The 21,572-nt window shown below is 55.6% G+C and carries 25 protein-coding genes; 11 read left to right on the top strand and 14 right to left on the bottom strand.

Going from position 1 to position 21,572, the window contains the following annotated elements:
• The first annotated feature begins 14 nt into the window (after positions 1-14).
• From ABWV33_RS14470 to ABWV33_RS14480, 3 genes are all read left to right on the top strand, one after another.
• Positions 15-917, top strand: a complete 903-nt coding sequence (locus ABWV33_RS14470) for an EamA family transporter (protein ID WP_353331735.1) — start codon at positions 15-17, stop codon at positions 915-917.
• 20 nt (positions 918-937) lie between these two features.
• On the top strand, positions 938-1,546 hold the full coding sequence (locus tag ABWV33_RS14475; protein ID WP_353331998.1) for an inner membrane-spanning protein YciB: 609 nt from the start codon (positions 938-940) through the stop codon (positions 1,544-1,546).
• Positions 1,547-1,613: 67 nt separating this feature from the next.
• Positions 1,614-2,282 carry a Crp/Fnr family transcriptional regulator gene (locus ABWV33_RS14480; RefSeq protein ID WP_353331737.1) on the top strand — a complete coding sequence of 223 codons (669 nt, stop codon included), beginning with the start codon at positions 1,614-1,616 and terminating at the stop codon, positions 2,280-2,282.
• A 261-nt stretch (positions 2,283-2,543) separates the two neighbouring features.
• Here ABWV33_RS14480 and ABWV33_RS14485 read toward each other — a convergent pair whose 3' ends face one another.
• The 8 genes from ABWV33_RS14485 to ABWV33_RS14520 form a co-directional block, all read right to left on the bottom strand.
• Positions 2,544-3,983 carry a DegQ family serine endoprotease gene (locus ABWV33_RS14485; RefSeq protein ID WP_164619670.1) on the bottom strand — a complete coding sequence of 480 codons (1,440 nt, stop codon included), beginning with the start codon at positions 3,981-3,983 and terminating at the stop codon, positions 2,544-2,546.
• 177 nt (positions 3,984-4,160) lie between these two features.
• Complete coding sequence (locus ABWV33_RS14490) at positions 4,161-4,922, bottom strand: sulfotransferase-like domain-containing protein (protein WP_353331739.1); 762 nt, start codon at positions 4,920-4,922, stop codon at positions 4,161-4,163.
• Between the two features lie 35 nt (positions 4,923-4,957).
• Positions 4,958-5,152 carry a DUF2065 domain-containing protein gene (locus ABWV33_RS14495; protein ID WP_121998804.1) on the bottom strand — a complete coding sequence of 65 codons (195 nt, stop codon included), beginning with the start codon at positions 5,150-5,152 and terminating at the stop codon, positions 4,958-4,960.
• Positions 5,152-6,027: a protease modulator HflC gene (gene hflC / locus ABWV33_RS14500; RefSeq protein ID WP_353331741.1), complete on the bottom strand. Its 876-nt coding sequence runs from the start codon at positions 6,025-6,027 to the stop codon at positions 5,152-5,154. Before hflC ends, ABWV33_RS14495 begins: the two co-directional genes overlap by 1 nt.
• Positions 6,027-7,190, bottom strand: coding sequence for an FtsH protease activity modulator HflK (hflK, locus tag ABWV33_RS14505; RefSeq protein ID WP_353331743.1), 1,164 nt, complete (start codon positions 7,188-7,190; stop codon positions 6,027-6,029). The genes hflC and hflK overlap by 1 nt, the downstream gene beginning before the upstream one ends.
• 71 nt (positions 7,191-7,261) lie before the next feature.
• Positions 7,262-8,620 (bottom strand): glutathione-disulfide reductase, encoded by a 1,359-nt coding sequence (gene gor, locus ABWV33_RS14510; protein WP_353332001.1) that lies wholly within the window; start codon positions 8,618-8,620, stop codon positions 7,262-7,264.
• A gap of 267 nt (positions 8,621-8,887) precedes the next feature.
• Positions 8,888-9,676, bottom strand: a complete 789-nt coding sequence (gene rpiA, locus ABWV33_RS14515) for a ribose-5-phosphate isomerase RpiA (RefSeq protein ID WP_113823364.1) — start codon at positions 9,674-9,676, stop codon at positions 8,888-8,890.
• A gap of 114 nt (positions 9,677-9,790) precedes the next feature.
• Positions 9,791-10,225, bottom strand: coding sequence for a MarR family winged helix-turn-helix transcriptional regulator (locus tag ABWV33_RS14520; RefSeq protein WP_353331745.1), 435 nt, complete (start codon positions 10,223-10,225; stop codon positions 9,791-9,793).
• A gap of 80 nt (positions 10,226-10,305) precedes the next feature.
• Here ABWV33_RS14520 and ABWV33_RS14525 point away from each other — a divergent pair, with 80 nt between their 5' ends.
• The 4 genes from ABWV33_RS14525 (at position 10,306) to ABWV33_RS14540 (ending at position 13,933) form a co-directional block, all read left to right on the top strand.
• Positions 10,306-10,755, top strand: a complete 450-nt coding sequence (locus tag ABWV33_RS14525; RefSeq protein ID WP_353331747.1) for a hypothetical protein — start codon at positions 10,306-10,308, stop codon at positions 10,753-10,755.
• 99 nt (positions 10,756-10,854) lie between these two features.
• The gene (locus tag ABWV33_RS14530) at positions 10,855-11,556 is read left to right on the top strand and encodes a glutathione S-transferase family protein (RefSeq protein WP_353331749.1); all 702 of its coding nucleotides are present in this window, start codon (positions 10,855-10,857) and stop codon (positions 11,554-11,556) included.
• Between the two features lies 1 nt (position 11,557).
• Positions 11,558-12,931 (top strand): L-serine ammonia-lyase, encoded by a 1,374-nt coding sequence (locus ABWV33_RS14535; RefSeq protein ID WP_353331751.1) that lies wholly within the window; start codon positions 11,558-11,560, stop codon positions 12,929-12,931.
• A gap of 63 nt (positions 12,932-12,994) precedes the next feature.
• On the top strand, positions 12,995-13,933 hold the full coding sequence (locus ABWV33_RS14540; protein ID WP_353331753.1) for a DMT family transporter: 939 nt from the start codon (positions 12,995-12,997) through the stop codon (positions 13,931-13,933).
• Here the strand turns inward: ABWV33_RS14540 and ABWV33_RS14545 are convergent.
• Positions 13,878-14,573 carry a thiamine diphosphokinase gene (locus tag ABWV33_RS14545; protein WP_353331755.1) on the bottom strand — a complete coding sequence of 232 codons (696 nt, stop codon included), beginning with the start codon at positions 14,571-14,573 and terminating at the stop codon, positions 13,878-13,880. The two genes, ABWV33_RS14540 and ABWV33_RS14545, sit on opposite strands and share 56 nt — an antisense overlap.
• Positions 14,574-14,712: 139 nt before the next feature.
• Between ABWV33_RS14545 and ABWV33_RS14550 the strand changes: the two genes are divergently transcribed.
• Positions 14,713-16,854, top strand: a complete 2,142-nt coding sequence (locus ABWV33_RS14550; RefSeq protein ID WP_353331757.1) for a chemotaxis protein CheA — start codon at positions 14,713-14,715, stop codon at positions 16,852-16,854.
• A gap of 162 nt (positions 16,855-17,016) precedes the next feature.
• Here ABWV33_RS14550 and ABWV33_RS14555 read toward each other — a convergent pair whose 3' ends face one another.
• The gene (locus ABWV33_RS14555; RefSeq protein WP_353331759.1) at positions 17,017-17,262 is read right to left on the bottom strand and encodes a DUF2842 domain-containing protein; all 246 of its coding nucleotides are present in this window, start codon (positions 17,260-17,262) and stop codon (positions 17,017-17,019) included.
• Complete coding sequence (locus tag ABWV33_RS14560; RefSeq protein ID WP_353331761.1) at positions 17,262-18,557, bottom strand: adenylosuccinate synthase; 1,296 nt, start codon at positions 18,555-18,557, stop codon at positions 17,262-17,264. The genes ABWV33_RS14555 and ABWV33_RS14560 overlap by 1 nt, the downstream gene beginning before the upstream one ends.
• 155 nt (positions 18,558-18,712) lie before the next feature.
• Here ABWV33_RS14560 and ABWV33_RS14565 point away from each other — a divergent pair, with 155 nt between their 5' ends.
• Both ABWV33_RS14565 and ABWV33_RS14570 read left to right on the top strand, forming a co-directional pair.
• Positions 18,713-19,108, top strand: coding sequence for a DUF6524 family protein (locus ABWV33_RS14565; RefSeq protein WP_113823355.1), 396 nt, complete (start codon positions 18,713-18,715; stop codon positions 19,106-19,108).
• A 3-nt stretch (positions 19,109-19,111) separates the two neighbouring features.
• Entirely contained in the window at positions 19,112-19,330 is a 219-nt protein-coding gene (locus ABWV33_RS14570; RefSeq protein ID WP_353331763.1) for a hypothetical protein, read from the top strand.
• Between the two features lie 86 nt (positions 19,331-19,416).
• Here the strand turns inward: ABWV33_RS14570 and ABWV33_RS14575 are convergent, their stop codons facing one another.
• The 3 genes from ABWV33_RS14575 to nthA are packed head-to-tail and all read right to left on the bottom strand — an operon-like array spanning position 19,417 to position 21,031.
• Positions 19,417-19,746, bottom strand: coding sequence for a nitrile hydratase accessory protein (locus ABWV33_RS14575; RefSeq protein ID WP_113823353.1), 330 nt, complete (start codon positions 19,744-19,746; stop codon positions 19,417-19,419).
• On the bottom strand, positions 19,743-20,420 hold the full coding sequence (gene nthB, locus ABWV33_RS14580) for a nitrile hydratase subunit beta (protein ID WP_353331765.1): 678 nt from the start codon (positions 20,418-20,420) through the stop codon (positions 19,743-19,745). Before nthB ends, ABWV33_RS14575 begins: the two co-directional genes overlap by 4 nt.
• Positions 20,417-21,031, bottom strand: coding sequence for a nitrile hydratase subunit alpha (nthA, locus tag ABWV33_RS14585; RefSeq protein ID WP_353331767.1), 615 nt, complete (start codon positions 21,029-21,031; stop codon positions 20,417-20,419). Before nthA ends, nthB begins: the two co-directional genes overlap by 4 nt.
• 149 nt (positions 21,032-21,180) lie before the next feature.
• Between nthA and secG the strand changes: the two genes are divergently transcribed.
• Positions 21,181-21,543 (top strand): preprotein translocase subunit SecG, encoded by a 363-nt coding sequence (gene secG / locus ABWV33_RS14590; protein ID WP_113823350.1) that lies wholly within the window; start codon positions 21,181-21,183, stop codon positions 21,541-21,543.
• Positions 21,544-21,572: the final 29 nt, after the last annotated feature.

The following is a 21,572-nucleotide window of genomic DNA, read 5'->3' on the forward strand; positions in this document are numbered from 1 at the left end:
GAAAGCCCAACAGCGTGAGCGACTGGCTGATTTCCCTCGAAGGCACACAGGCAGGGCACCAGTTGGCGCTGGCGCTGGCGCTGATGGCCGCCTTTTTGCACGCCATCTTTGGGGCCCTGCAAAAGGGGCGACATGATCCGTGGTTGTCCCGTGGGGCCATTGATGCCTCTTACGGTTTGATGGCCGCGCCCTTTGCACTGTTTGTGGTGCCATGGCCCGAACCCCACATGTGGCCCATCTTTGCGGCAGTCTGGGCCATACACGTCGCTTATAAATGTTTGCAGGCGCTGGCCTATACCAAAGGGGCGTATACCGTCGTGTACCCCGTTGTGCGTGGCACAGGGCCGTTGTTTACGGTGATCGGGGCCTATGTCCTGTTTGGCGAGGTTTTCACGCTGATCCAATGGCTCGGTGTTGCGACCTTGTTGGCCGGGATCTTTGGACTGGCACTTTACAATCTACGCAATCTGGAAAGCGAACGTGACACCCTGCATCTGGCAATGGGTTTGGCTGTGGCCACGGGGTTGCTGGTCGCGCTCTACACCACGTATGACGCCTATGGCATCCGCGCGACCGCCGATCCGTTCACCTTTCTGGCATGGTTTTTCATGATTGATGGCGCAACCCTGCCTTGGTTCGCCTATCGGCGCTGGCGCAACATGGAAAATCGCCCTGCCCCCGGCCCGCTCATGGTGCGGGGATTTTTCGGGGGATTGATCGCCTTTGCCTCTTTTGGTTCCGTAATGATGGCAACCCGGCTCGACAAAGTTGGCGAAGCGGCCGTTTTACGCGAAACATCAACCGTGTTTGCCGCCCTCATCGGCTGGTTGGTATTGAAAGAAACCGTCGGACCGCGACGAATTGCGCTTATGGCATTGATCGCGCTGGGTGCCGTGATAGTTGAGATGGGCGGATGACAGAGCAGGACCAATCCAAGATGGCCAATAAAAAAGACATCAACCCGATTATGAAGCAAGTGCTCGAACTTGGCCCAACGCTGGCCTTTTTCCTGCTTTATATCCGGATCAAGGAAAACACCTATACCATGGGTGGGGTCGACTATTCCGGCTTTATCGTTGCTACGCTTCTCTTTGTTCCAATCCTGCTGGCTGCCATGGGGGCCCTTTGGTTCCTGACAGGTAAGCTGAGCCGGATGCAGATCTTTACCGCCTTCATGGTTATCTTCTTTGGTGGGCTTACCGCTTGGTTCAATGACGAGCGGTTTTTTAAAATGAAGACCACACTTGTCTATGGTTTTTTCACCGTGACATTGGGCATCGGCCTGCTGCAAGGACGCAGCTATCTTGCCTTTGTTCTCAATGAAATGCTGCCTATGGAAAACGAAGGCTGGATGATTCTGACCCGCCGACTGTGCCTGGCCTTTGCGGTTTTGGCTGTGGCAAATGAAGTAGTCTGGCGAACAATGTCCACGGACCTGTGGGTCAAGATTGAAACCTTTGGGTTCCCCTTGGCGTTGATGGCATTTCTCATGCTGCAGTTTTCTCTGCTGCAACGGTATTTGATCGACCCTGATCAAGAAAGTTGATTACGGTCACGAAAAAGGTCACACAAACGCCTTGACGCGGAGCGCGTTGTAAAAGGACTGTGTGTTAATGATTTCGCTACCCAATACCGGCTTTCTGGCCGATGCTTCTGACCGACTAAAATCTATGATGGCTGCACAGGCCAGGCCCGTGTCTCTGAGCCGGGGTCAAGTGCTGTTCGATCAAGGGGATCCGGGTGATGCGCTCTTTGCGGTAACGGACGGTGCGTTGGAAGTTTCAGTTCTGTCGCTGCAAGGGCGCAAGCTTGCCCTAGACCTCATGGGCCCTGGCGCGATATTTGGTGAAATTTCGCTCTTTGACCCCGGCCCGCGCACTGCAACCATTACCGCCACCCAGCCCAGTCAGGTCCTTAAGGTGCGCAATGCCGACATACTTGCGCAAATTAACAAGCACCCAGAGCTGGCCGGGGATATGATCCGGTTGGCCGGTTTGCGGATGCGCTGGATGGGGCGGCAATTGAATGAACAAGTGTTTCTGCCCGTTCCGACGCGACTGGCGCGCAAGTTGCTTCACCTCGCACCCGTAAGCGACTCGTGCCCCAAAACAGTAGCCCTTTCTCAATCCGAACTGGCTGAATACGTCGGCGCCACACGTGAAGCTATTTCCAAGACCATTGCCGCCTGGAAACGCTTGGGTGTGATCGAAACCGTACGTTCCGGGATTCTTATCCAAGACTTAGAGGCGCTGCATGTCTTGGCGGATCTGGAACAGATTTAGGTAAGAAAACGTTCGATCTGTGAACCATTTCACAGTTAACCGCATCAGAATCAGTCATACGTTTACTTGGTTATATTCAAGGGCTGGTCGAGCATCCCCAGTGTTCTGTCCCAACTGGCCCTGACCATGTCGAGCCATGTGTCCCCACACATGGCTCGAACTTATTTACCCAATGTCTCCCTTACTAAATTCTACTCAGTTCAAACAAAAACGGCCGAACCATGGTTCGGCCGTCTTATTCGTTATTAGAGATGGTACCGACTAGCGATCCAAACTCAGCGCCACAAAGCGCGGCTCTCCGTTCCTGCGCACCAGCAACAGCAACGACTTACGCCCGGCCTCTTTTGCTTCTTCAATACGCGCCTCAAGGTCTGCAAGCGACGTCACTTTTTGCTGCCCAGCCTCGGTGATTAGATCACCAGCTCTCAGGCCCTTTTCAAAGGCTTCAGAAGCCTCATCCACGTTCATGATCACAAGACCGTTTGCGCTGCTGTCTATACCCAGATCTTCACGCAGTGCATCATTCAACGTGCTGACCGTCAGACCAAGAACATCCTTTTCAGAAACTTCTGGTGTGGCTTCGGGCGTTTGGCCCGTTTCATCGGCACGTTCCGCATCTTCGCGACGCCCAAGCGTCACCAGCACGGTTTGGGTCCCACCGTCCCGGAACACCAAAACACGCACGGCTTTGCCGACTTCGGTTTCGCCCACCTGACGCACCAATCCACGGGTGTCTTTCACATCAACCCCGTCAAAGGTCAGGATCACGTCGCCGCCCAGTAAACCGGCTTCTTTTGCCGGGCCTTCGGGCACGTCCGTGATCAAGGCGCCAGCAGCTTCTTCAAGCCCCATCGCCTCGGCCACATCATCCGTGACGTCTTGAATACGTACTCCCAACCAGCCACGACGGGTTTCCCCATATTCACGTAACTGCGCCACAACTTTGGTCACCACATTGGACGCCATAGAAAATCCGATCCCGATCGAGCCCCCATTTGGCGACAAAATCGCGGTGTTCACGCCGACCACGTCCCCGTCCATGTTGAACAATGGACCGCCCGAGTTACCCCGGTTGATGGCTGCATCAGTTTGGATGTAGTCATCATAGCTGCCTGACAAGGCCCGGTTGCGCGCGGACACAATGCCCGCAGAGACCGAGAACCCCTGCCCCAATGGATTGCCCATCGCGATGACCCAATCCCCAACACGCGCGGTGTCACTGTCGCCAAATTTGACGAATTTCAACGGACCCGGTGCTTCAACCTTGAGCAACGCGATATCTGTTTTTGGATCAGTACCGATCACCTTTGCAGGCAGTTCTTCAGGTTGCCCGTCGCCAGGAAAGAACTCGATCAAGATTTCATCGGCACCTTCGATCACATGGTTGTTCGTGACCACATAGCCATCTTCGGAAATCACGAACCCTGATCCCAGAGCCGATGATTTGCGCGGACGCTCTCCATCACCATTGCGATCCTGAAACTCGCGAAAGAAATCTTCGAACGGGGACCCTTCGGGCACAATCCCCTGTGGACCGGACCGGCCTTCGACCAAAGTCGATGTCGTGATATTCACCACAGCGGGGCTGAATTTTTCGGCCAATGGCGCAAGGCTTTCTGGTCGCGCTTGCACCATCAGAGTTTGCGCCAGCACCAAGAACATGGTGAGAGCGCCCAGCCACATCAAACGCATACGCATCATCGCGCCGTCTTGTCGAAGGGGTATGGAAAGGGCCTTAGCCTGCTGCACTGGAGATCTCCTTGTCTCAACCTGCGCCTTTGGGGATCATTGCCCAAAGGGTTTGATATCTAATGTAGTGAGTTTGTCTCGCCTAGCAACTCGTGATCGCCTCCAAATCCCCCTAACGTGAAGACCAAGTCATGAGTTTGCGCTCAAAGCCATGTCACTCAGGGTCTGATACGCGGGTTCATGAGTCGCTAGATATGTCTCCAGTTTTGGAACTTGGGCTGCCAACGCATCGAATTTGCGGCGTTCGTTTTCCTCGGCGTTCGGATCGGGTGGTTCAATTCCCTGAGTCTGCATGGTTTTGGCATGCCACCCCTCAACTTGTTGCCAATCTTTGGGGGCTTCACACTGCCAGTTAAAGGCATGGTCGGCCTCGGCAAGCCCCCAGGCGCGCCACAGCGCCGACATCATTCCCCGCGGGTTGGCACGCACATCTTCAGAGCGGATCACCAGCGGTGTATCCCCTTGTGCGGCCAATCCTTGAGCGTGGTCCAACTGCGCGGCAATGCCAATTTCCTCGCAACTGCATTCCGGATCAATCTTGTGATAACTCACAATAGCTGCCCGTGGTCGGCGCACCAAAAACGCATTGCGCAGCCTTCCCTGAAAGGCGCTATCCCCTAAGATATGCGGCATAACGTAATAGCTCATGTCTTTGATGAACACTGGCTGATGCTTAGCCCGTTCAAACAACATGTCACGAATATCGGAATATTCCTGTGGGTGATCAGCCAGGACATCGAAATGTGGCATCTGCCCGACGCCACGGTGTACGTAATAGTCATACATGAACGGCTCGTGCGCACAGTCCAGATCACCCCGTTCACGCATGATCCGCTCTATCGCCGTGGACATAGATCGGGGATGAGCCCAAAGCGCGTAAATCGGGTGCATGTGAAACCTCTAACAAGAGCGGTATCACCACCCTTTCAGACACCCAACTGATGCGCAATCCACAACAATATGACACCGATCACCAAGGTAATCAGCCCAACCTGACGCCGTGCACTTTCTGGAAGGCTGCGCAATACCTCAAGCATCCGCTCCACAAGCGAAGGGGCCAGCGCGTACGCCAGCCCCTCGACAATCAGTACCAACCCAAGGGCCAGAAAGATCGTTGCCATCATTTAGAAGCGCCCGTGGACGACTTCAGATAGTTAAAGAACTCAGAATCCGGGCTCATCACGATGGAGCTGTTTCCAGCTTTCAGCGCACGGGTATAGGCCGTCAGCGAGCGATAGAATTCAAAGAACTCTGAATCTTTGCCGTATGCTTGGGCAAAAATGTTGTTTCGCTGAGCGTCTGCTTCACCGCGTGTGACCTCGGCTTCGCGTTTGGCTTCTGAAACCAGCTCGACCACGGTTCTGTCAGCTTGCGCGCGCACACGCTGCGCCGCTTCGTTACCACGGGCCCGCTCGTCTGTAGCTTCACGTTCCCGCTCAGCGCGCATCCGGTCGAATGTCGCTTCGAGGTTTTGCGACGGCAGATCGGTGGCTTTCAAACGCACATCGATGACTTCCAAACCCAAGCCCCGTGCTTGTACGATAGCTGCATTCCGGATCCGCAACATCAGGGCCGCACGATCCGAGCTCAGAATGTCTTTGGAACTTACGGAACCCAGAACTTCGCGGGTTTCAGCAACGAGGATCCGGTTCAGGCGATCTTCGGCAGTCCGCAGACCTCCCACACCAACAGCCTGACGGAACTGTTTCACATCAGAAATGCGATAGCGTGCGAATGCATCAACAACCAAACGACGATCATCCAGCGGTGTCACTTCCAACGGCTGCACGTCGATGGAAAGGATGCGGCTGTCGTAACGCACAACTTCTTGAATCAATGGAATCTTAAAGGCCAGACCCGGCTCTTCTTTGACATCCACAACCCGACCAAATTGCAGAACCAGCGCTTTTTCTCGCTCATCCACGATGAACAAAGCTGACAAAGCTGCAACAACGACGATTACCAAAACTGGCAGAATAAATGTTGTCTTCCGCATCAGTTCGATCCCCCATCAGTATTTTTGCGCAGCTCGTTCAACGGCAGATAGGGCACGACACCCTGACCTTCGCCCGTTGCATTGCTGTCCAGGATCACTTTGTCCACGTCACCCAAAACCTGCTCCATCGTTTCCAGATAAAGACGTTTGCGGGTCACTTCTGGCGCCTTGGAGTATTCTTCCAAAACAGCCGAGAAACGGCTGGCTTCACCTTCGGCTTCGTTCACAACGCGAGCGCGGTACCCTTCGGCTTCTTCCAGCAACTGGGCGGCTTCACCCCGTGCTTCGGCCAAAACCCGGTTTGCATAAGCGTCAGCCACGTTCTGCAAACGGTCCCGTTCCTGCGCAGCGGCCTGAACGTCACGGAATGCATCAATCACTGTTGCCGGTGGGTCGGCTTTGTCAAAGTTGACGCGAATGATGTTCACACCACTGTCATAGCTGTCGAGCGTGCTTTGGATCAGCTCTTCCAACTTATCGGCGATCACACCACGATCCCGGTTCAGAATCGGTGCCAGTTCGGATTGGGCGATAATTTCACGCATCGCTGATTCTGAAACCGCACGAATGGTCTGACGTGGGTCACGCAGGTTAAACAGGAACAGCGCTGGATCGTTGATGTTCCAGACCACCTGATAATCGATGTCGACAACGTTTTCGTCGCCGGTCAGCATCAAGCCATCCTGCGCTCCACGGGCACCGCCCATGTCTTCGGTTTGTTCGCGCGTGACTGGCATGACTTCGGCAGAGACCAAAGGCCAAGGCGCAAAGTTCAGGCCCGGATTTCCGATCGCTGAAAACTCACCCAAGAACAATTCTACTGACTGCTCTTCGGGTTTGACCGTGTAAACGCTCGCCAAACCCCACAGACCAACAGCAACCAATACGCCCAGCGCAACGGTTCCGCGCGTGAACAAAGGTCCACCGCCACCGACAGGACCACGCCCGCCACCGCCGCCTTGGCCCGAACCACCGCGACCGCCCATCAGGACGCGCAATTGTTCTTGGCCTTTCTTCATCAGCTCATCGATTTCAGGGATCTGGTTGCCGTCGCCTTCGGGACGCTTACCGCCACCTTGGTTACCACCACCATTGTTTCCCTGGTTATCTCCGCCACCGGAAGAGCCTCCGCCCCCCCAGGGGCCACCGCTGTTGCCCGCCATATATGTCTACATCCCTTTGTCAGACCGCATTTCGCGGCATCAACTTAAACCTGTGTTCGTCTGGGCGCAAATCAAGCGCTACGCACAGGCTGCTTCATTGTGACCAATTCTTCCGACATGGTCGGATGAACCGCCACCGTCCGGTCAAAATCTTCTTTGGTCGCGCCCATTTTCACTGCAATTCCAGCCAACTGGATCATTTCACCAGCGCCCGGAGCCACGATATGACACCCCAACACTTTGCGCGAGGCTTTGGACACGATCAATTTCATCAAAACCCGCGCGGATCGTCCGGCAAAGCTTTGCTGCATCGGTTTGAACGACGTCGCATAAACTTCGATTGGTTCCTGCGCGGCCGCATCTTCTTCGCTTAGACCCACGGTGCCCATCTCAGGCTGGGTAAAGATAGCCGTAGGGATCAGTTCATGATCCGGCGATGTCGGGTTGCCTTTAAACACGGTTTCGACAAAGGCCATGCCTTCGCGGATCGCAACAGGTGTCAGGTTCGCGCGGTCCGTCACATCGCCAATGGCATAAACCGACGGTACCGCCGTCTGGCTGTACTGGTCTACAAGGATTTCTCCCTTGCGGCCGCGTTCAATGCCCAACTCTTCGAGGCCCAAGTTGTCTGAATTGGGGTTCCGGCCGGTTGCAAACATCACCTGATCGAAAAGGGTTTCATCGCCGTTTGTAGCTTTGACAAGAATCTGTTCGCCCTCTTTGCGCATTTCCAGCACATTGGTGCCCAGTCGCAGATCAACGCCATTCTGGCACATCTCTTCGCTGACCAACCCGCGCGCTTCGTCATCGAACCCGCGCAGGATCTGGGCGCCCCGGTAATACTGTGTGACTTTAACACCAAGACCATTCATGATCCCGGCGAATTCACTGGCGATGTAGCCGCCTCCCACGATCAGCATCTTCTTGGGCAGTTGATCCAGATGGAAAATCTCGTTCGACGAAATCCCCAGTTCTGCACCGGGAATATCTGGCAATGTCGGCCAGCCGCCTGTCGCGATCAGGATATGCTTGGCGGTCTTGCGTGTCCCATCAGCCAATTCGACCGTATGCGCATCCACCAATTTGGCGCGCTGATCAAAGCTTTCGACACCATTGTTTTTCAGAATGTTGCGATAGATGCCTTCGAGACGGTCCAATTCGGCATGCATTTTGCCTTTGAACATGTTCCAGTTGAAAGCACCGGGCTGAATATCCCAGCCATAGCTTTGCGCATCTTCCACCATGTCGGCGTATTCGCTGGCAAAGACCATCAATTTCTTAGGAACACAGCCCCGGATCACGCAGGTGCCGCCATAGCGGTCTTCCTCGGCCAAAGCCACCTTGGCCCCTGTTTCGCCTGCTGCTACTCGGGCCGCACGTACGCCACCAGATCCACCACCGATAACGAAAAGATCGAAATCAAAGCTCATGTTTTCTTGCCTCATCTGGAATTCCTGCACCGCCCGAAAGCCTTGCAAAGGGTGTAACTTATCCCGCGCCACTGTCCAGCCTGTTCCGTAATTTCAAAGGTCGCACTTGTGCGTCCCGTCACTCCGGAAAAGATGGCAGCCTTGCAATGAACCGTTCACATAAGCCGGGATGTTAGGAATGAAAGCCCCTGTTTCCCAGTGTAACAAACGAAAACAATAGCATCGCCTACAAAACGGACGGCAGATCGTGCAAACGCAACCTAGTGTTCAGTCCGCCAGATCAGTAAACAGATTATCGCTTTCGACAAAATCCAGCCGGTCATGTTCGACCGTCCCATCGTTGATATCGCGCAGTTCGACCCGGCCATCCCCGTAGCCAATCACCACCGTGTCGCAGATATCAATGAACAGACCGTTTTCCACCACACCCGGCATCTGGTTGATCACCAAGGCCATTTGACGCGGATTGCCAATGCGGTTCAGGTGTAGATCCAGAATGTGATTGCCTTCGTCGGTGATGAAAGGCGTTTCCCCATTCATCCGCAATGTCGCGGACCGGCCCAGCACATCCATCGAAATCAGCGTCTCTTCGATCAACGCCTGTGTGGTCTGCCACCCGAACGGAATGACCTCAACCGGTAGCGGGAAAGCGCCCAGCGTTTCGACCTCTTTTCCGATGTCAGCGATCACAACCATTTGATCCGAAGCCGTCGCCACGATCTTTTCTTGCAGCAATGCCCCACCACCGCCTTTGATCAGGTTCAGATCCCCATCAAATTCGTCCGCACCATCGATTGTCAGATCCAACCAACGCGCTTCATCCAACGAAATGACTTCGATGCCGACATCTCGTGCCAACCGCGCGGTCCGGGTCGACGTGGGGACACCCCGGATCTTGAGACCTTCGTCGCGCACCATCTCCCCAAGACAGCGCACCAACCAAGCCGCGGTACTGCCCGTTCCAAGACCGACCCGCATCCCGTCTTCAACGAAATCGGCGGCCCGTTTGGCAGCAACAAACTTGGCTTTATCAATGGGCGACAATTCCCCGGTCATTACAGCATCCCCTCATGCATCCTTGTGCGACTTATAACAACATAACCCCAAGGCGCGAGAGGGAATCTAGATCCAATCCCGCAGGACGGTCAGTGTTTGCAGGGGAATCAGATGTCACGCTTCGCTTTTGAGGTTACGAATTGTTCGACGCATTAGGGACAAAAAAGTTTGCACCTCATCGGGGCTGAACCCAGCAAGAGCCGCTGCATTTTGAGCCTGCGCCCCTTCCATCGCCGCCTTCTGCAGCTGGCGTGCCTTTTCCGTCAACACAACGATACGGACCCGCTTGTCCGATTCAGAGGGCCGTCGCTCTATCAGCTTATCCCGCTCCATACGCGACAGAGTGTTGGCCATTGTGGCTTGTTCGACGTCCAGCGCCGCGACCAGGTCAACCTGGGTGCGGGCATCTTCGTCCCACAACTCCAGCAGAACCATGAACTGAGCAGGTGCAAGGTCGAGTGCGTTCAGCCGCCGCGCCAACCCTGATGCAAACAATCGAGCCATTTGATTGGCGAGGAACCCCGCCGAGTTTTCTTGGAATTTGGACATTTTTGTAAAAAACACTTGAATAGCACGCTATGCAATGCAATTTACATAGCATGCTATCTTTGTGCTCTAAGGAGATTCCTATGAAAACCGCAATACACGCCACTGCCGGGACCCTTGCCCTTGCCACGATTACAACGTTCTGGATGTCCACAGTGTTGAGCGAACTCTTTGGATCTCATGACACAATCACCATGGTAAAAACCGGTGTGCTCTATGGAATGGCTCTGCTTATCCCGGCCATGGCCACCGCTGGCGCCACTGGGGCCTCTTTGGGCAAAGGGTGGAAGCTGCCGCAGGTGGCTAACAAAAGCCGTCGGATGAAGATCATTGCTGCAAACGGACTGTTGATCCTGTTGCCCAGCGCCGTGTTTCTGGCCCTGCGCGCGCAATCAAGTCAATTCGATACTCTGTTTTATACAGTCCAAGTCATCGAGCTCTGTGCAGGGCTGACGAATATCACCCTCTTAAGCCTGAATATGCGAGACGGTCTTGCATTGGGCAAACGTCGAAAAGCCGCCAAACGCCCCTAACTCTCAAGACATATATACAGATGACATCATTGCGCGTTTCCAATAGGAAACGTCGCAATCGACCCTCCATTGCCCCTTGGCCAGCGATAGAACGGGGCCATGACTCAGACTTTGCGCCTTCATTATGCCCCCGACAATGCCTCGCTGATCATTCGGCTGGTGCTGACCGAGATGGGCCTACCGTTCGAAACCGTTCTGGTGGATCGTACGAAATCGGCCCAAAACAGTACAACTTATCTAGCCTTGAACCCAAACGGTTTGATCCCTGTGCTGGAAACGCCCCAAGGCCCGATCTTTGAAACGGCCGCGATCCTGCTTTGGCTCTCCGAACGCATGGGCCAAATGGCCCCAAACCCTCAGAGCGATGAACGTAGCGCATTTCTCAAGTGGCTCTTCTTTGCCTCGAACACACTGCATGCAGATCTGCGCATTCTGTTTTACGCCGAGAAATACATCGATCCCTCTCAAGCCAATACATTGCGCGCAGGCATTCGTCCGCGTTTGCGACACCATTTGAAACTGCTGGATCAGGTCGCGCAGGACGCACCGGATTGGTTTCATGCGCAGACCCCATCGGTTCTGACCTATTATGTTGCCTGTATGATGCGATGGATGGCGCTGTATCCCAAAGGGACGGACCACAGCTGGTTCAGCCTAGCCGACACGCCGCACCTGCAACGCATTCTACAATCCCTTGAAACCCGCGACGCAACCCGCGTCGCGATCACCGCCGAGGGGTTGGGTGTCACCCCCTTCACCTCGCCCGAATACGCCACTCCTCTAGAAGGCTCAGCTACCTAAGATGTTCCTCTCCGTCTTCGATATGTTCAAAGTGGGCATTGGCCCCTCGTCCTCTCACACTATGGGTCCAATGGTGGCCGCCGCACGGTTTCTTGACATGATGCGCAACTCTCCTTTTGAGTTCCACGGTCTCAAAGGATCCCTGCACGGCTCACTGGCCTTTACGGGTGTTGGCCATGCTACTGATCGCGCCACGATCCTCGGGCTCGCCGGCTTCATTCCTGACACGTACGACAATGACAAAGCCGAAGCCGCGCTTGCCGACATCAACGCCACCCACACGGTCCAACCCGAAGGTTTGCCGCCGCTGGCCTTTGATCCCAAAGCCGATCTTGTGTTCGATTACGATCACACGCTGGACGGACACGCCAACGCGATGATCTTGATGGCGACCGATGCTCAGGGCGATGTCACCCTGCGTCAGGTGTTCTATTCCATCGGCGGCGGTTTTGTTCTGACCGAAGAGGAATTGGCTCAAGGCAAAGCCACAGACGAAGGCGATCCGGTTCCCTACCCGTTCAAATCCGCAACCGAGATGTTGGAAATGGCAAAAGCCAGCGGGAAATCCATTGCAGCGATGAAACGGGCCAATGAAATCTCACGTGGGTGCGAGGTTTCCCTTGCTAAAGGTACCGCGCGTCTGTGGGAGGTCATGAATGGCTGCATCGAACGCGGTCTTGTCACCGACGGGATCCTGCCCGGCGGCCTGAACGTGCGCCGCCGCGCCAAAGGGATCTATGACGCGCTTGAAGCCGAGCGTGGCATGAACTTGACCGCACCGCACACAATCAACGACTGGATGAGCGTTTACGCCATGGCCGTGAACGAAGAAAACGCCGCAGGCGGTCAGGTTGTCACGGCGCCAACCAATGGGGCGGCCGGGGTACTGCCTGCCACGCTGCGTTATTATCTGGACCATGTACCGGGCGCCGCACCCAGCCATATCGAAGATTTCCTGCTGACCGCAGCCGCCATTGGCGGGCTGGTCAAATTCAATGCCTCTATCTCAGGTGCCGAAGCCGGATGTCAGGCCGAAGTGGGCAGCGCCGCCGCCATGGCAGCAGCCGGGCTGTGCGCCGTTATGGGTGGCACACCGGAGCAAGTCGAAAATGCTGCGGAAATCGCTCTGGAGCACCATCTGGGCATGACCTGCGATCCCGTCAAAGGCTTGGTTCAGGTGCCCTGTATCGAACGCAATGGCTTAGGTGCGATCAAAGCCGTGTCAGCCGCGTCACTTGCGCTGCGTGGAGATGGGCAACATTTCGTGCCGCTGGATTCCGCAATCGAAACCATGCGCCAGACTGGTCAAGACATGCATGAAAAGTACAAAGAGACCTCGCTGGGCGGGCTAGCGGTCAACGTCCCCAACTGCTGACTTTCTACACAGATTGAGACAGGGGCCTCTTGCCCCCGGATCTAAGCCTGTTAGCGTGCGCTGATGTCTCAATCTGCAACTCTCAGTCCAACCATGGACCGCCCCGTTCTCGGCATCATGTTGATGTTGGGATTTTGTGTGCTTGCCCCCATGGGCGATGCATTGGCAAAAATTCTGGGTGCGGTTGTGCCGTTGGGCCTGTTGGTGTTCGTGCGCTTCCTCGTGCAGGCGGCGATCCTGATTCCCATTGTGGTGACGACCAAGCGCCCTTGGCGTTTGCGCGGACGCCTGTTCCGGCTGATGGTTCTGCGCACCCTGCTCCATATTGCGGGCATCACGGCAATGTTCAGCGCATTGCAATTCCTGCCCTTGGCTGATGCGGTGGCAATCGCCTTTGTCATGCCATTCATCATGCTGGTTCTAGGCAAATACATCCTGAACGAAGATGTCGGCATGAGGCGCTTTGCGGCCTGTCTTGTCGGGTTCATCGGCACGCTGCTTGTCATTCAACCTAGTTTTGTTCAGGTCGGCTGGCCCGCACTTTTGCCCGTGGTCGTCGCCTTTGTTTTTTCGTTCTTCATGCTTGTGACCCGGCAACTGGCCAAAGACACCGATCCAATTAGCCTGCAGGCAGTATCTGGCGTGCTCGCCTCGACCCTCATGCTCCCGGTTCTACTGGTTGGTAACGCGATGGACATCCCCGCTTTGTCCCTGTCGATGCCAGATACAAGCACCCTATGGATGTTGTTCGCGATTGGCGCTTTGGGAACTGGCGCGCATCTGCTGATGACCTGGAGCCTGCGCTTTGCCCCATCGGCCACGCTGGCCCCAATGCAGTATTTGGAAATTCCAATCGCAACCGCAATCGGATGGATCATCTTTCGCGACCTGCCCAATACCATGGCCAGCGTCGGAATCTGCATTACGATTGGGGCAGGCGTTTATGTCATTCTTCGCGAGCGGGCCAACGCCCGGATTCCGACGCCTGAAGCCCCTGCATAACTGGGATCAACGCTTCTCTCGGCAAAAAGATCAGCAAACCCGGCGCGTCCACCTCGAGCTCTATCCGACCCGTGGGCGTGCGGTTGGATGTCCCAATCGCACCATCCGGCGCAAAGGGAACGGCATCAATCGGCCATTCCAAGCCCTGTGACCGCGCCCGCGTTTTGGCCAGTGGAAAGATCGAAACCACAGCACCCGGCGCAATGTCCAACCTCAACTTGGGCGGCGCGTGAAAAATCACCTCACGTTCAGAAATCAGGACCACGGCGCGTTCAGCGCGCCGTATCAGCGCGTTAAACACAGCCAACTGATGATCCACCCGCCGTCCCATGAACCCGACCCCCAGCACAAGCGGAGTCGACAAATGGCGCAAGGCTTTGTCGAAATCCGTGCTATCCTGTTCGGGAATCGGAAACAGACGTTCAGGAGGGATGCGGTTTCGAACTGACGCCGAAATTGAATCAAAATCGCCAATAACGGCCTGCGGAATATGACCCTCTGCCAGTGCAGCGTGGGCTCCGCCATCCGCAGCAACCAGAGTAGGCGCATGTTTCAAGGCAAGATTGCAGTCGTCAGGACCCAAGTGACCGCCTCCGATCAAGGTTATTGGTTCCAAAGTCTGAACAATAGGCAGAGTCATGCGCGAATTAGCGTCCGATTTTTGGCTTGGACACAATCTGGACACAAAATGATACGTTCATTTGCACAGATTCGGACCGAAATTGACGTCCAAGGGATGGTAGAAGTGGTTCAATAAGTATGTAGAGGACGAGCATCCTATGGTACAGAACAACAAGGTATTGACCGTCTCATATGGGACGTTTTCCTGCACTCTCGAAGGGTTTGACGACTCATTCGACACAATGAAAGCGATTGCCGAGTATTTTCGGGATCTCGCATCAGACGACCGATACTTCGGGGCGGAGCCGCCGCAACCCGATGCGGACATGCTGGCGCGCATTGCCCAACGGGAAATCTCTCGTCAGGTCGAGGCGCACCATGATTCCAAAGGGATCACATTGCGTGCCGCCGAAGCGGAGCCAGTGCCCGTCGCTGCAGACCCTGCTCCTACACCTCAAACAGTTGAGATCGCCCCTGCTCCTACAGTTGTGGCCCCCTCAGAACCTGAGATGGCCGTAGAAGCACCCGAGTCAGTCGAACCGGCAGAACCGCCCGCGGAACCTGTCGGAGAGGTTACACCTCCACAGGAAGACGAGATTCAGCCAGCAGAAGAAGCCCCCGCGGACATCTTCGAAGAGACCGCTGTCGAGGAGTCCTCTGTCCAAGAGGCCCTCGCCGAAGATACTAGCGTTGAAGAGATCGATGAACCGGTAGATGCACAGGAATTGGTCGAAACGGCTGCCGAGGTGATCGAAGAGCCCGCAGCCGAACCTGAGCAAATCAAAGTTGACACCGCCTCACCTGCTCCAGCTGCGACGATCGAAAGCATTACAGCCCAACTCGCCGTACAATCTGACGAAACCCCCGAGATCGAAGCTGAAATTCCCGAAGCTGAAGTTTTGGAAGAGCCTGAAATCGTACCCTCTTCGGACAGCATCGCCGCAAAATTGCAGCGTATCCGTGCCGTTGTTTCCCGCAACGAAAAAAGCACAGATGAAGTCGATTATTCCGAAGATGAGCACGCCGAAGATCTGAACCTCAACCGGAACCAGATCATCGAAGATACGCAGTCCGATGACGACATCTCCTCCATTCTGGAAAACGTCGAGCGCGCCAGCGACGTGTCTGAAGCCCCGACTAAAGGCGATGCTTTGTTTTCTGATCTGGACACCGAGGGTGACAGCGAAGAGACCGACAATGAGCTAATGAACATCCTCAGCGAGCCCGAAGAGCCCATCGCTACGGTGAACAAACCGCGCCGCGTCCGCGTTATCAAAGTCAAAAACACCGACTTTGAAAATGCAGTCTCTTCAGGTGATGTAGAGCAGGTTGAGACTGAAGAAAAAGAAGAAACACCACGCGTTAATGAACAAAACCCAGCAGCTGCCTCTCTGTCTCCTGAAGACGAAGAAGACCTGTTGCGCGAACTCGCAGCTGTCGAAGCTGAGCTGAAAGCCAAGTCCAATCAAGAAGATGATGCCGAGGCCGAAGAGGAAAAAGCCGCCCAGATTGAAGAAGAAGCGCAATCCATTCAAGAAGACGCTTCTATCGAGGCTGAGGTAGCTGAGATCATAGAGCCAGAGCAGGCCGAAGTCAGCGAGAAGCCTGCACGTCAGCAAGCACCAGAAAAGACAGATAATGATCTGTCACGGCTGATGGAAGCGGCAGACCAGAAATTGGACGACCCGGACCTGTCAACCAATCGCGACACCTATTCCCACCTGCGCGCCGCAGTTGCCGCAGCGGAGGCGGAGCGCTCTGCGGGCGGAACTGTCGGCACACAGTCCAGTGATGACGCCTATCGCGAAGATCTGGCCGCAGTTGTTCGCCCCCGTCGCCCAGCAGTTGGATCAGGCCGCAGCCGCCCACGTGCAGAGACGGATAAGCCCGCACCACTGAAACTGGTTGCAGAACAACGTGTTGACACATCCGAGGAACCCACGACGAACCGTGGGCCAGTCCGTCCGCGCCGTGTTCCGTCCCTCTCGGGTGACGAAACCGAAACCGGAGACGTAGGTGGATTTGCGCAATACGCAACCGAAAATGGGGCGACCACCCTGCCAGAAATGCTTGAAGCAGCGGCCGCCTATATGTCCTTTGTAGAAAACCGCGATCAGTTTTCCCGCCCTCAGTTGATGAACAAGGTTCGCCAGCTACAGGTCGAATCGTTCAACCGCGAAGACGGTCTTCGGACCTTTGGTCAGCTCTTGCGGGATGGCAAAATCGAAAAGACCGGCGGTGGCCGCTTTACAGCTTCGGGTCAAATCGGGTTTCAACCCGACAGTCGCGCGGCTGGTTAACTAGGTAAAAAACGCAAAACGCAGAGGGATAATTCCCTCTGCGTTTTGCGTTCTACGAGATCACCCCGCCCGCACCAAACCTTAGAACTAGAACAGCGGATCACAAAAAACAAAAGAGAGCGCTGCATTTCTGCAGCGCTCTCTTTTTTAAATTTCACAGTTTTACTTGTTTTCTTCAGCTTCAGGATCAGCCTGCCCAACACCAATAAAGATGAACTTGAACGGCAGCGCCCAAAGCACCCCTGAAATGGCATAGACCAAAAGCTCTAACCAGATCGGCGGGCGCCCTAATGCATTCAGCAAAGTGATGACTGCCACAATATAAAGCGGCAGACCAATCAGCAAAATTACCAGCGACCAACGTCGCCGGGCCTTATAGCTGAGCCGTGGTTTCTTTGACTCAGCCATCAGTCTGCAAACGGGTCGGTGACAAGAATGGTGTCTTCACGCTCGGGCGAGGTCGAAACCATCGCAACCGGACAATCGATCAGCTCTTCGATGCGGCGCACGTATTTGATCGCATTGGCGGGCAAATCCGCCCAGCTGCGCGCGCCTTCGGTCGATTCGCTCCATCCTGGCAGCTCTTCATAGATCGGCTTGCACCGCGCCTGCTGATCTGCAGCTGTTGGCAGATAGTCCAGACGTTCGCCATCCAACTCATAAGCAACACAGACTTTCAGGGTTTCAAACCCATCCAGAACGTCCAACTTGGTCAGCGAAATACCATTCACGCCCGACGTCGCGCAAGTTTGGCGCAGCAGGCAGGCATCAAACCAGCCACAACGACGCTTACGACCGGTTGTCGTACCAAATTCATGGCCCCGTTCACCCAAACGCTGACCATCGTCATCGTCCAGTTCAGTTGGGAACGGCCCTTCACCCACACGAGTGGTGTACGCTTTCACGATGCCCAGCACAAAATCAATCGCACCCGGTCCCATGCCCACGCCAGTCGCCGCCTGTCCAGCAATCACATTGGACGAGGTCACAAAAGGGTATGTCCCGAAATCAATGTCCAACAGCGCGCCCTGCGCCCCTTCGAACAGGATCCGCTTACCGGCTTTGCGCTTTTCATTCAGCACTTTCCAGACCGGAGCCGCAAATGGCAGTAACTTGGGTGCGATCTCTTTCAACTGCGCGATCAGCGCGTCACGATCGACCGGATCAATCCCCAAGCCGCGGCGCAGTGGATCATGGTGTTGCAATGCACGATCAACGCGGGCTTCCAACGTGGCTTCATCGGCCAAATCCGCGACGCGAATTGAGCGACGGCCAACCTTGTCCTCGTAGGCAGGGCCAATGCCACGACCGGTGGTCCCGATCTTGGTGCCCTTGCTGGCCGCCTCTTCCCGAGCGCGATCCAATTCACCATGAATCGGCAGAATCAGCGGCGTATTTTCCGCGATCATCAACGTTTCCGGGCTGATTTCGACGCCCTGCGCCCGCACGGTTTCGATTTCATTCATCAAATGCCAAGGGTCCAGCACGACACCATTGCCGATCACCGACAATTTGCCCCCGCGCACAACGCCAGAAGGCAACGCGTGCAGCTTGTACACCTTGCCGTCAATGACCAGCGTATGACCGGCATTATGCCCGCCCTGAAAGCGCGCGATCACATCAGCGCGCTCACTGAGCCAATCAACAATCTTGCCTTTACCTTCGTCGCCCCACTGAGCGCCGACAACAACCACGTTGGCCATATCCGGTCCTTTTTTGTGTTCGTCAAACCCGCGTCCGTATAACGATGCCCGCGCAACAGGGAAACCGCAATTTCGACGCATGTGATCTGAAACACTGGACAGCACTGCTTCTTTGAGCGATTCTGGGGCGCAAAAAATGAATTCAGATTGGGACTTTGGGCATGTTTTTGCGATGGTTGTTTGCATTCGTGCTGTTGACACTCACTTACAATCCCACGGATTGGAATTATGTGCGATGGACCGCAACCCACTATGAAAGCCGCCTGTCTGTGGCGGTCCTGATGGGTTTATTGCTTACGATTGGCTATATTATTTACCTCCGCGCCACCCTGCGATCAATCGGGGGATTCGGCATGTCGCTGATTATGTCCGTGGTCGCGGCCTTGCTTTGGGTGCTTTATGATTTTGGCCTGCTGGACCTCACGAACACCAACAGAAATGTTTGGTTGGGCATCTTTGCCCTCTCTGTTGTGTTGGGAATCGGATTAAGCTGGTCCCATGTCCGGCGCCAGTTGGCGGGACAGGCAGATGTAGACGACGTCGAGGATTAACCCATGCACCCCCAGAAATTCGAAGACTTCTATTACAAAAACGTAGGTCTGGGCGAAGGGTGCGGCTGCGCCGAAAAGATCATCGATGTGCATGAATTCAATCGCCTTGCGGGGCGCAGCAAACGGATACCCCCCCGTTTCACCCTGCCAAACAGGGCAGCCTTCAGGCGTTTCCTGCAAAAGGCCGGCCTCACGCGCCGCCCGTCACACCCAAAAGACTGACACTGGCCAGCACGCGCGCGACTCTCAGGTCGCGCCGCGCTGATCTTGCTCCTTGTGGGCCAGATCAGCGCGTCTTTACGTTGCGATCAGCGCAACACCACAGGCTCACCATGCGGTGTGGTCAAATAGGCCTCTTCCCAAGCTTGTTTGACCGGCCCAACTTCGTCGGGCAAGACACTGCCCTCTTCAACCAGATAGGTTTCCAGCGTCTCTAACCACGCCTGAAAATAGTCCTCGCCCCCATCCAGTTCCTTGTGCAGACCATGGCGTTTCAACGTCGCTGAAAACCGTGCGGCCCAGTCGGGCCACGCAAACCGGCCGGCTTCGTTTAAATGCACGGTCAGCGCAAAAACCTGTGCATGCCACGGCTCACTGAACACCGGCTCTGGGGCTGATACTGTCGCACAACTGCTCATACCGCCTCCAAATAGCTTTGCCACAGATCCAACACGACCTCATCACCGGGATGCTCTGGATCGGCCCACAACTCGGACGCCGGGAACACGACCGCATAAAGCGGCTCAGGTGCCTCACCCAATCCATGGGCACTGCTGTCCGGCAAGACATGTGTGCCATGCAGCTTTAGAATGTGGCCCTTTGCCCCAGCGGCATAGATTGGCAGGCGTGTGTGCCCCCCGTCCACCAGACGGTTCCCACTGATCCGCAGGGTCCGCACCGCTTGACCTGTTTCAAAGGACACCGGCACATCACTGGGTCGATCCGCAGGTCCCCCTTTGGCCAATGCCCCGGCAACAACCTCCGCTTTCAGCTTCTTATCTGCCAGAGGGTGCCGTTGCACTGCCCCACCCTCCTCGAAATCTTCGCGAGTCAACACACCAGTCTGAACCAGCAGATCCGCCAATCCCGAGATCCATTTTTCGTAATACGAGAATCGCATGTAATCTTTGGGCGACAGCAATTCGCGCGTATGGCGCGACACGTCGATATTCCATTGCCCCAAAGCCCCTGCCGCCAATGTCACCGCCAAAGCGCGTCCATGCCACTCGGTTGCAAAAACGGGCGCGCCTTCGGCATCGGGCACAACCGGCCCATCGCCGAACCGCCCCCCCATATCATGCACCCGGGTCATGATGGCACCTTTGGCAGGCCCGTGCCAATCATACTGTCCCGCGTTACCAACTCTGCCAATTCCTCTTCGCTCAACCCTTCGGTTCCGGCAGGTCGCATCGGCAGAATCAGATACCGCACTTCGGCCGTCGAATCCCAAACCCGGACCGAACTCTCGCCAGAAAGAGTAACCCCGAAATCGGCCAAAACCTTGCGCGGTTCGCGTACCGCACGGGCCCGATAAGCGTCTGACTTGTACCACCCCGGCGGTATGCCCAACAGCGGCCACGGATAACAGCTGCATAGAGTACACACGACCATATTGTGCTGCTCTGGCGTGTTCTCAACCACCACCATATGTTCACCCTGACGCCCGAAATATCCCAAATCAGCAACCACTGCCGTGGCATCCGCCAACAGCCTTGCCTTGAACGCGGGATCGCTCCAGGCCTTGGCAACAACCCGCGCACCGTTCTGGGGGCCAATTTTGTTTTGGTAGATATCGATAATCTCATCCAGCGTGGCCGGATCGATCAGCCCCTTGCGTGTGAGAATGGTTTCCAACGCCTTGACCCTTAATGCAGGATCCGGGGGCAAGAGCGCGTGCGGGTGGTCTGAATGATCATGTGGCATGGCTCAGAGATTGGGTTCAGAAGGCGCGCAAGTCCAGTGTCAAATCCGTGATCACACCGATCAATGATTTTGATGCAAACTCATCCCTTGCCCCGGCCCCCAAACTTGCTTAGATACCGCGCGGTACAGCCAAACTCCTCGGGATATACATGGAAAACGTCGTTCTCATCGTCCATCTTCTTCTGGCTCTGAGCCTGATCGCCGTCGTTTTGATGCAGCGATCCGAAGGCGGGGGTCTTGGCATGGGCGGCGGCGGTGGCGCCGCAGCCGGTCGGTCAGCCGCAACAGCACTAGGTAAAATCACCTGGATCCTTGCAGCCGCGTTCATCGTGACCTCGATCACCTTGACCATCATCGCAGCGCAAAAAGCATCCGGCAGCTCGGTCATTGATCGCCTCGGTGTTCCCGCACAGGAACAATCAGCACCCGTCACTCCCAGTGTCCCAGCAGGCAGCGACCTGTTGCCACCGACACAGGGCGACGATGCGCCGTTGGTCCCGAAAGCCGACTAACACACCATACCTTGAATTTTGGATGAGAA

The sequence above is a fragment of the Phaeobacter sp. NW0010-22 genome, assembly GCF_040365955.1.
GTDB lineage: Bacteria > Pseudomonadota > Alphaproteobacteria > Rhodobacterales > Rhodobacteraceae > OMPR01.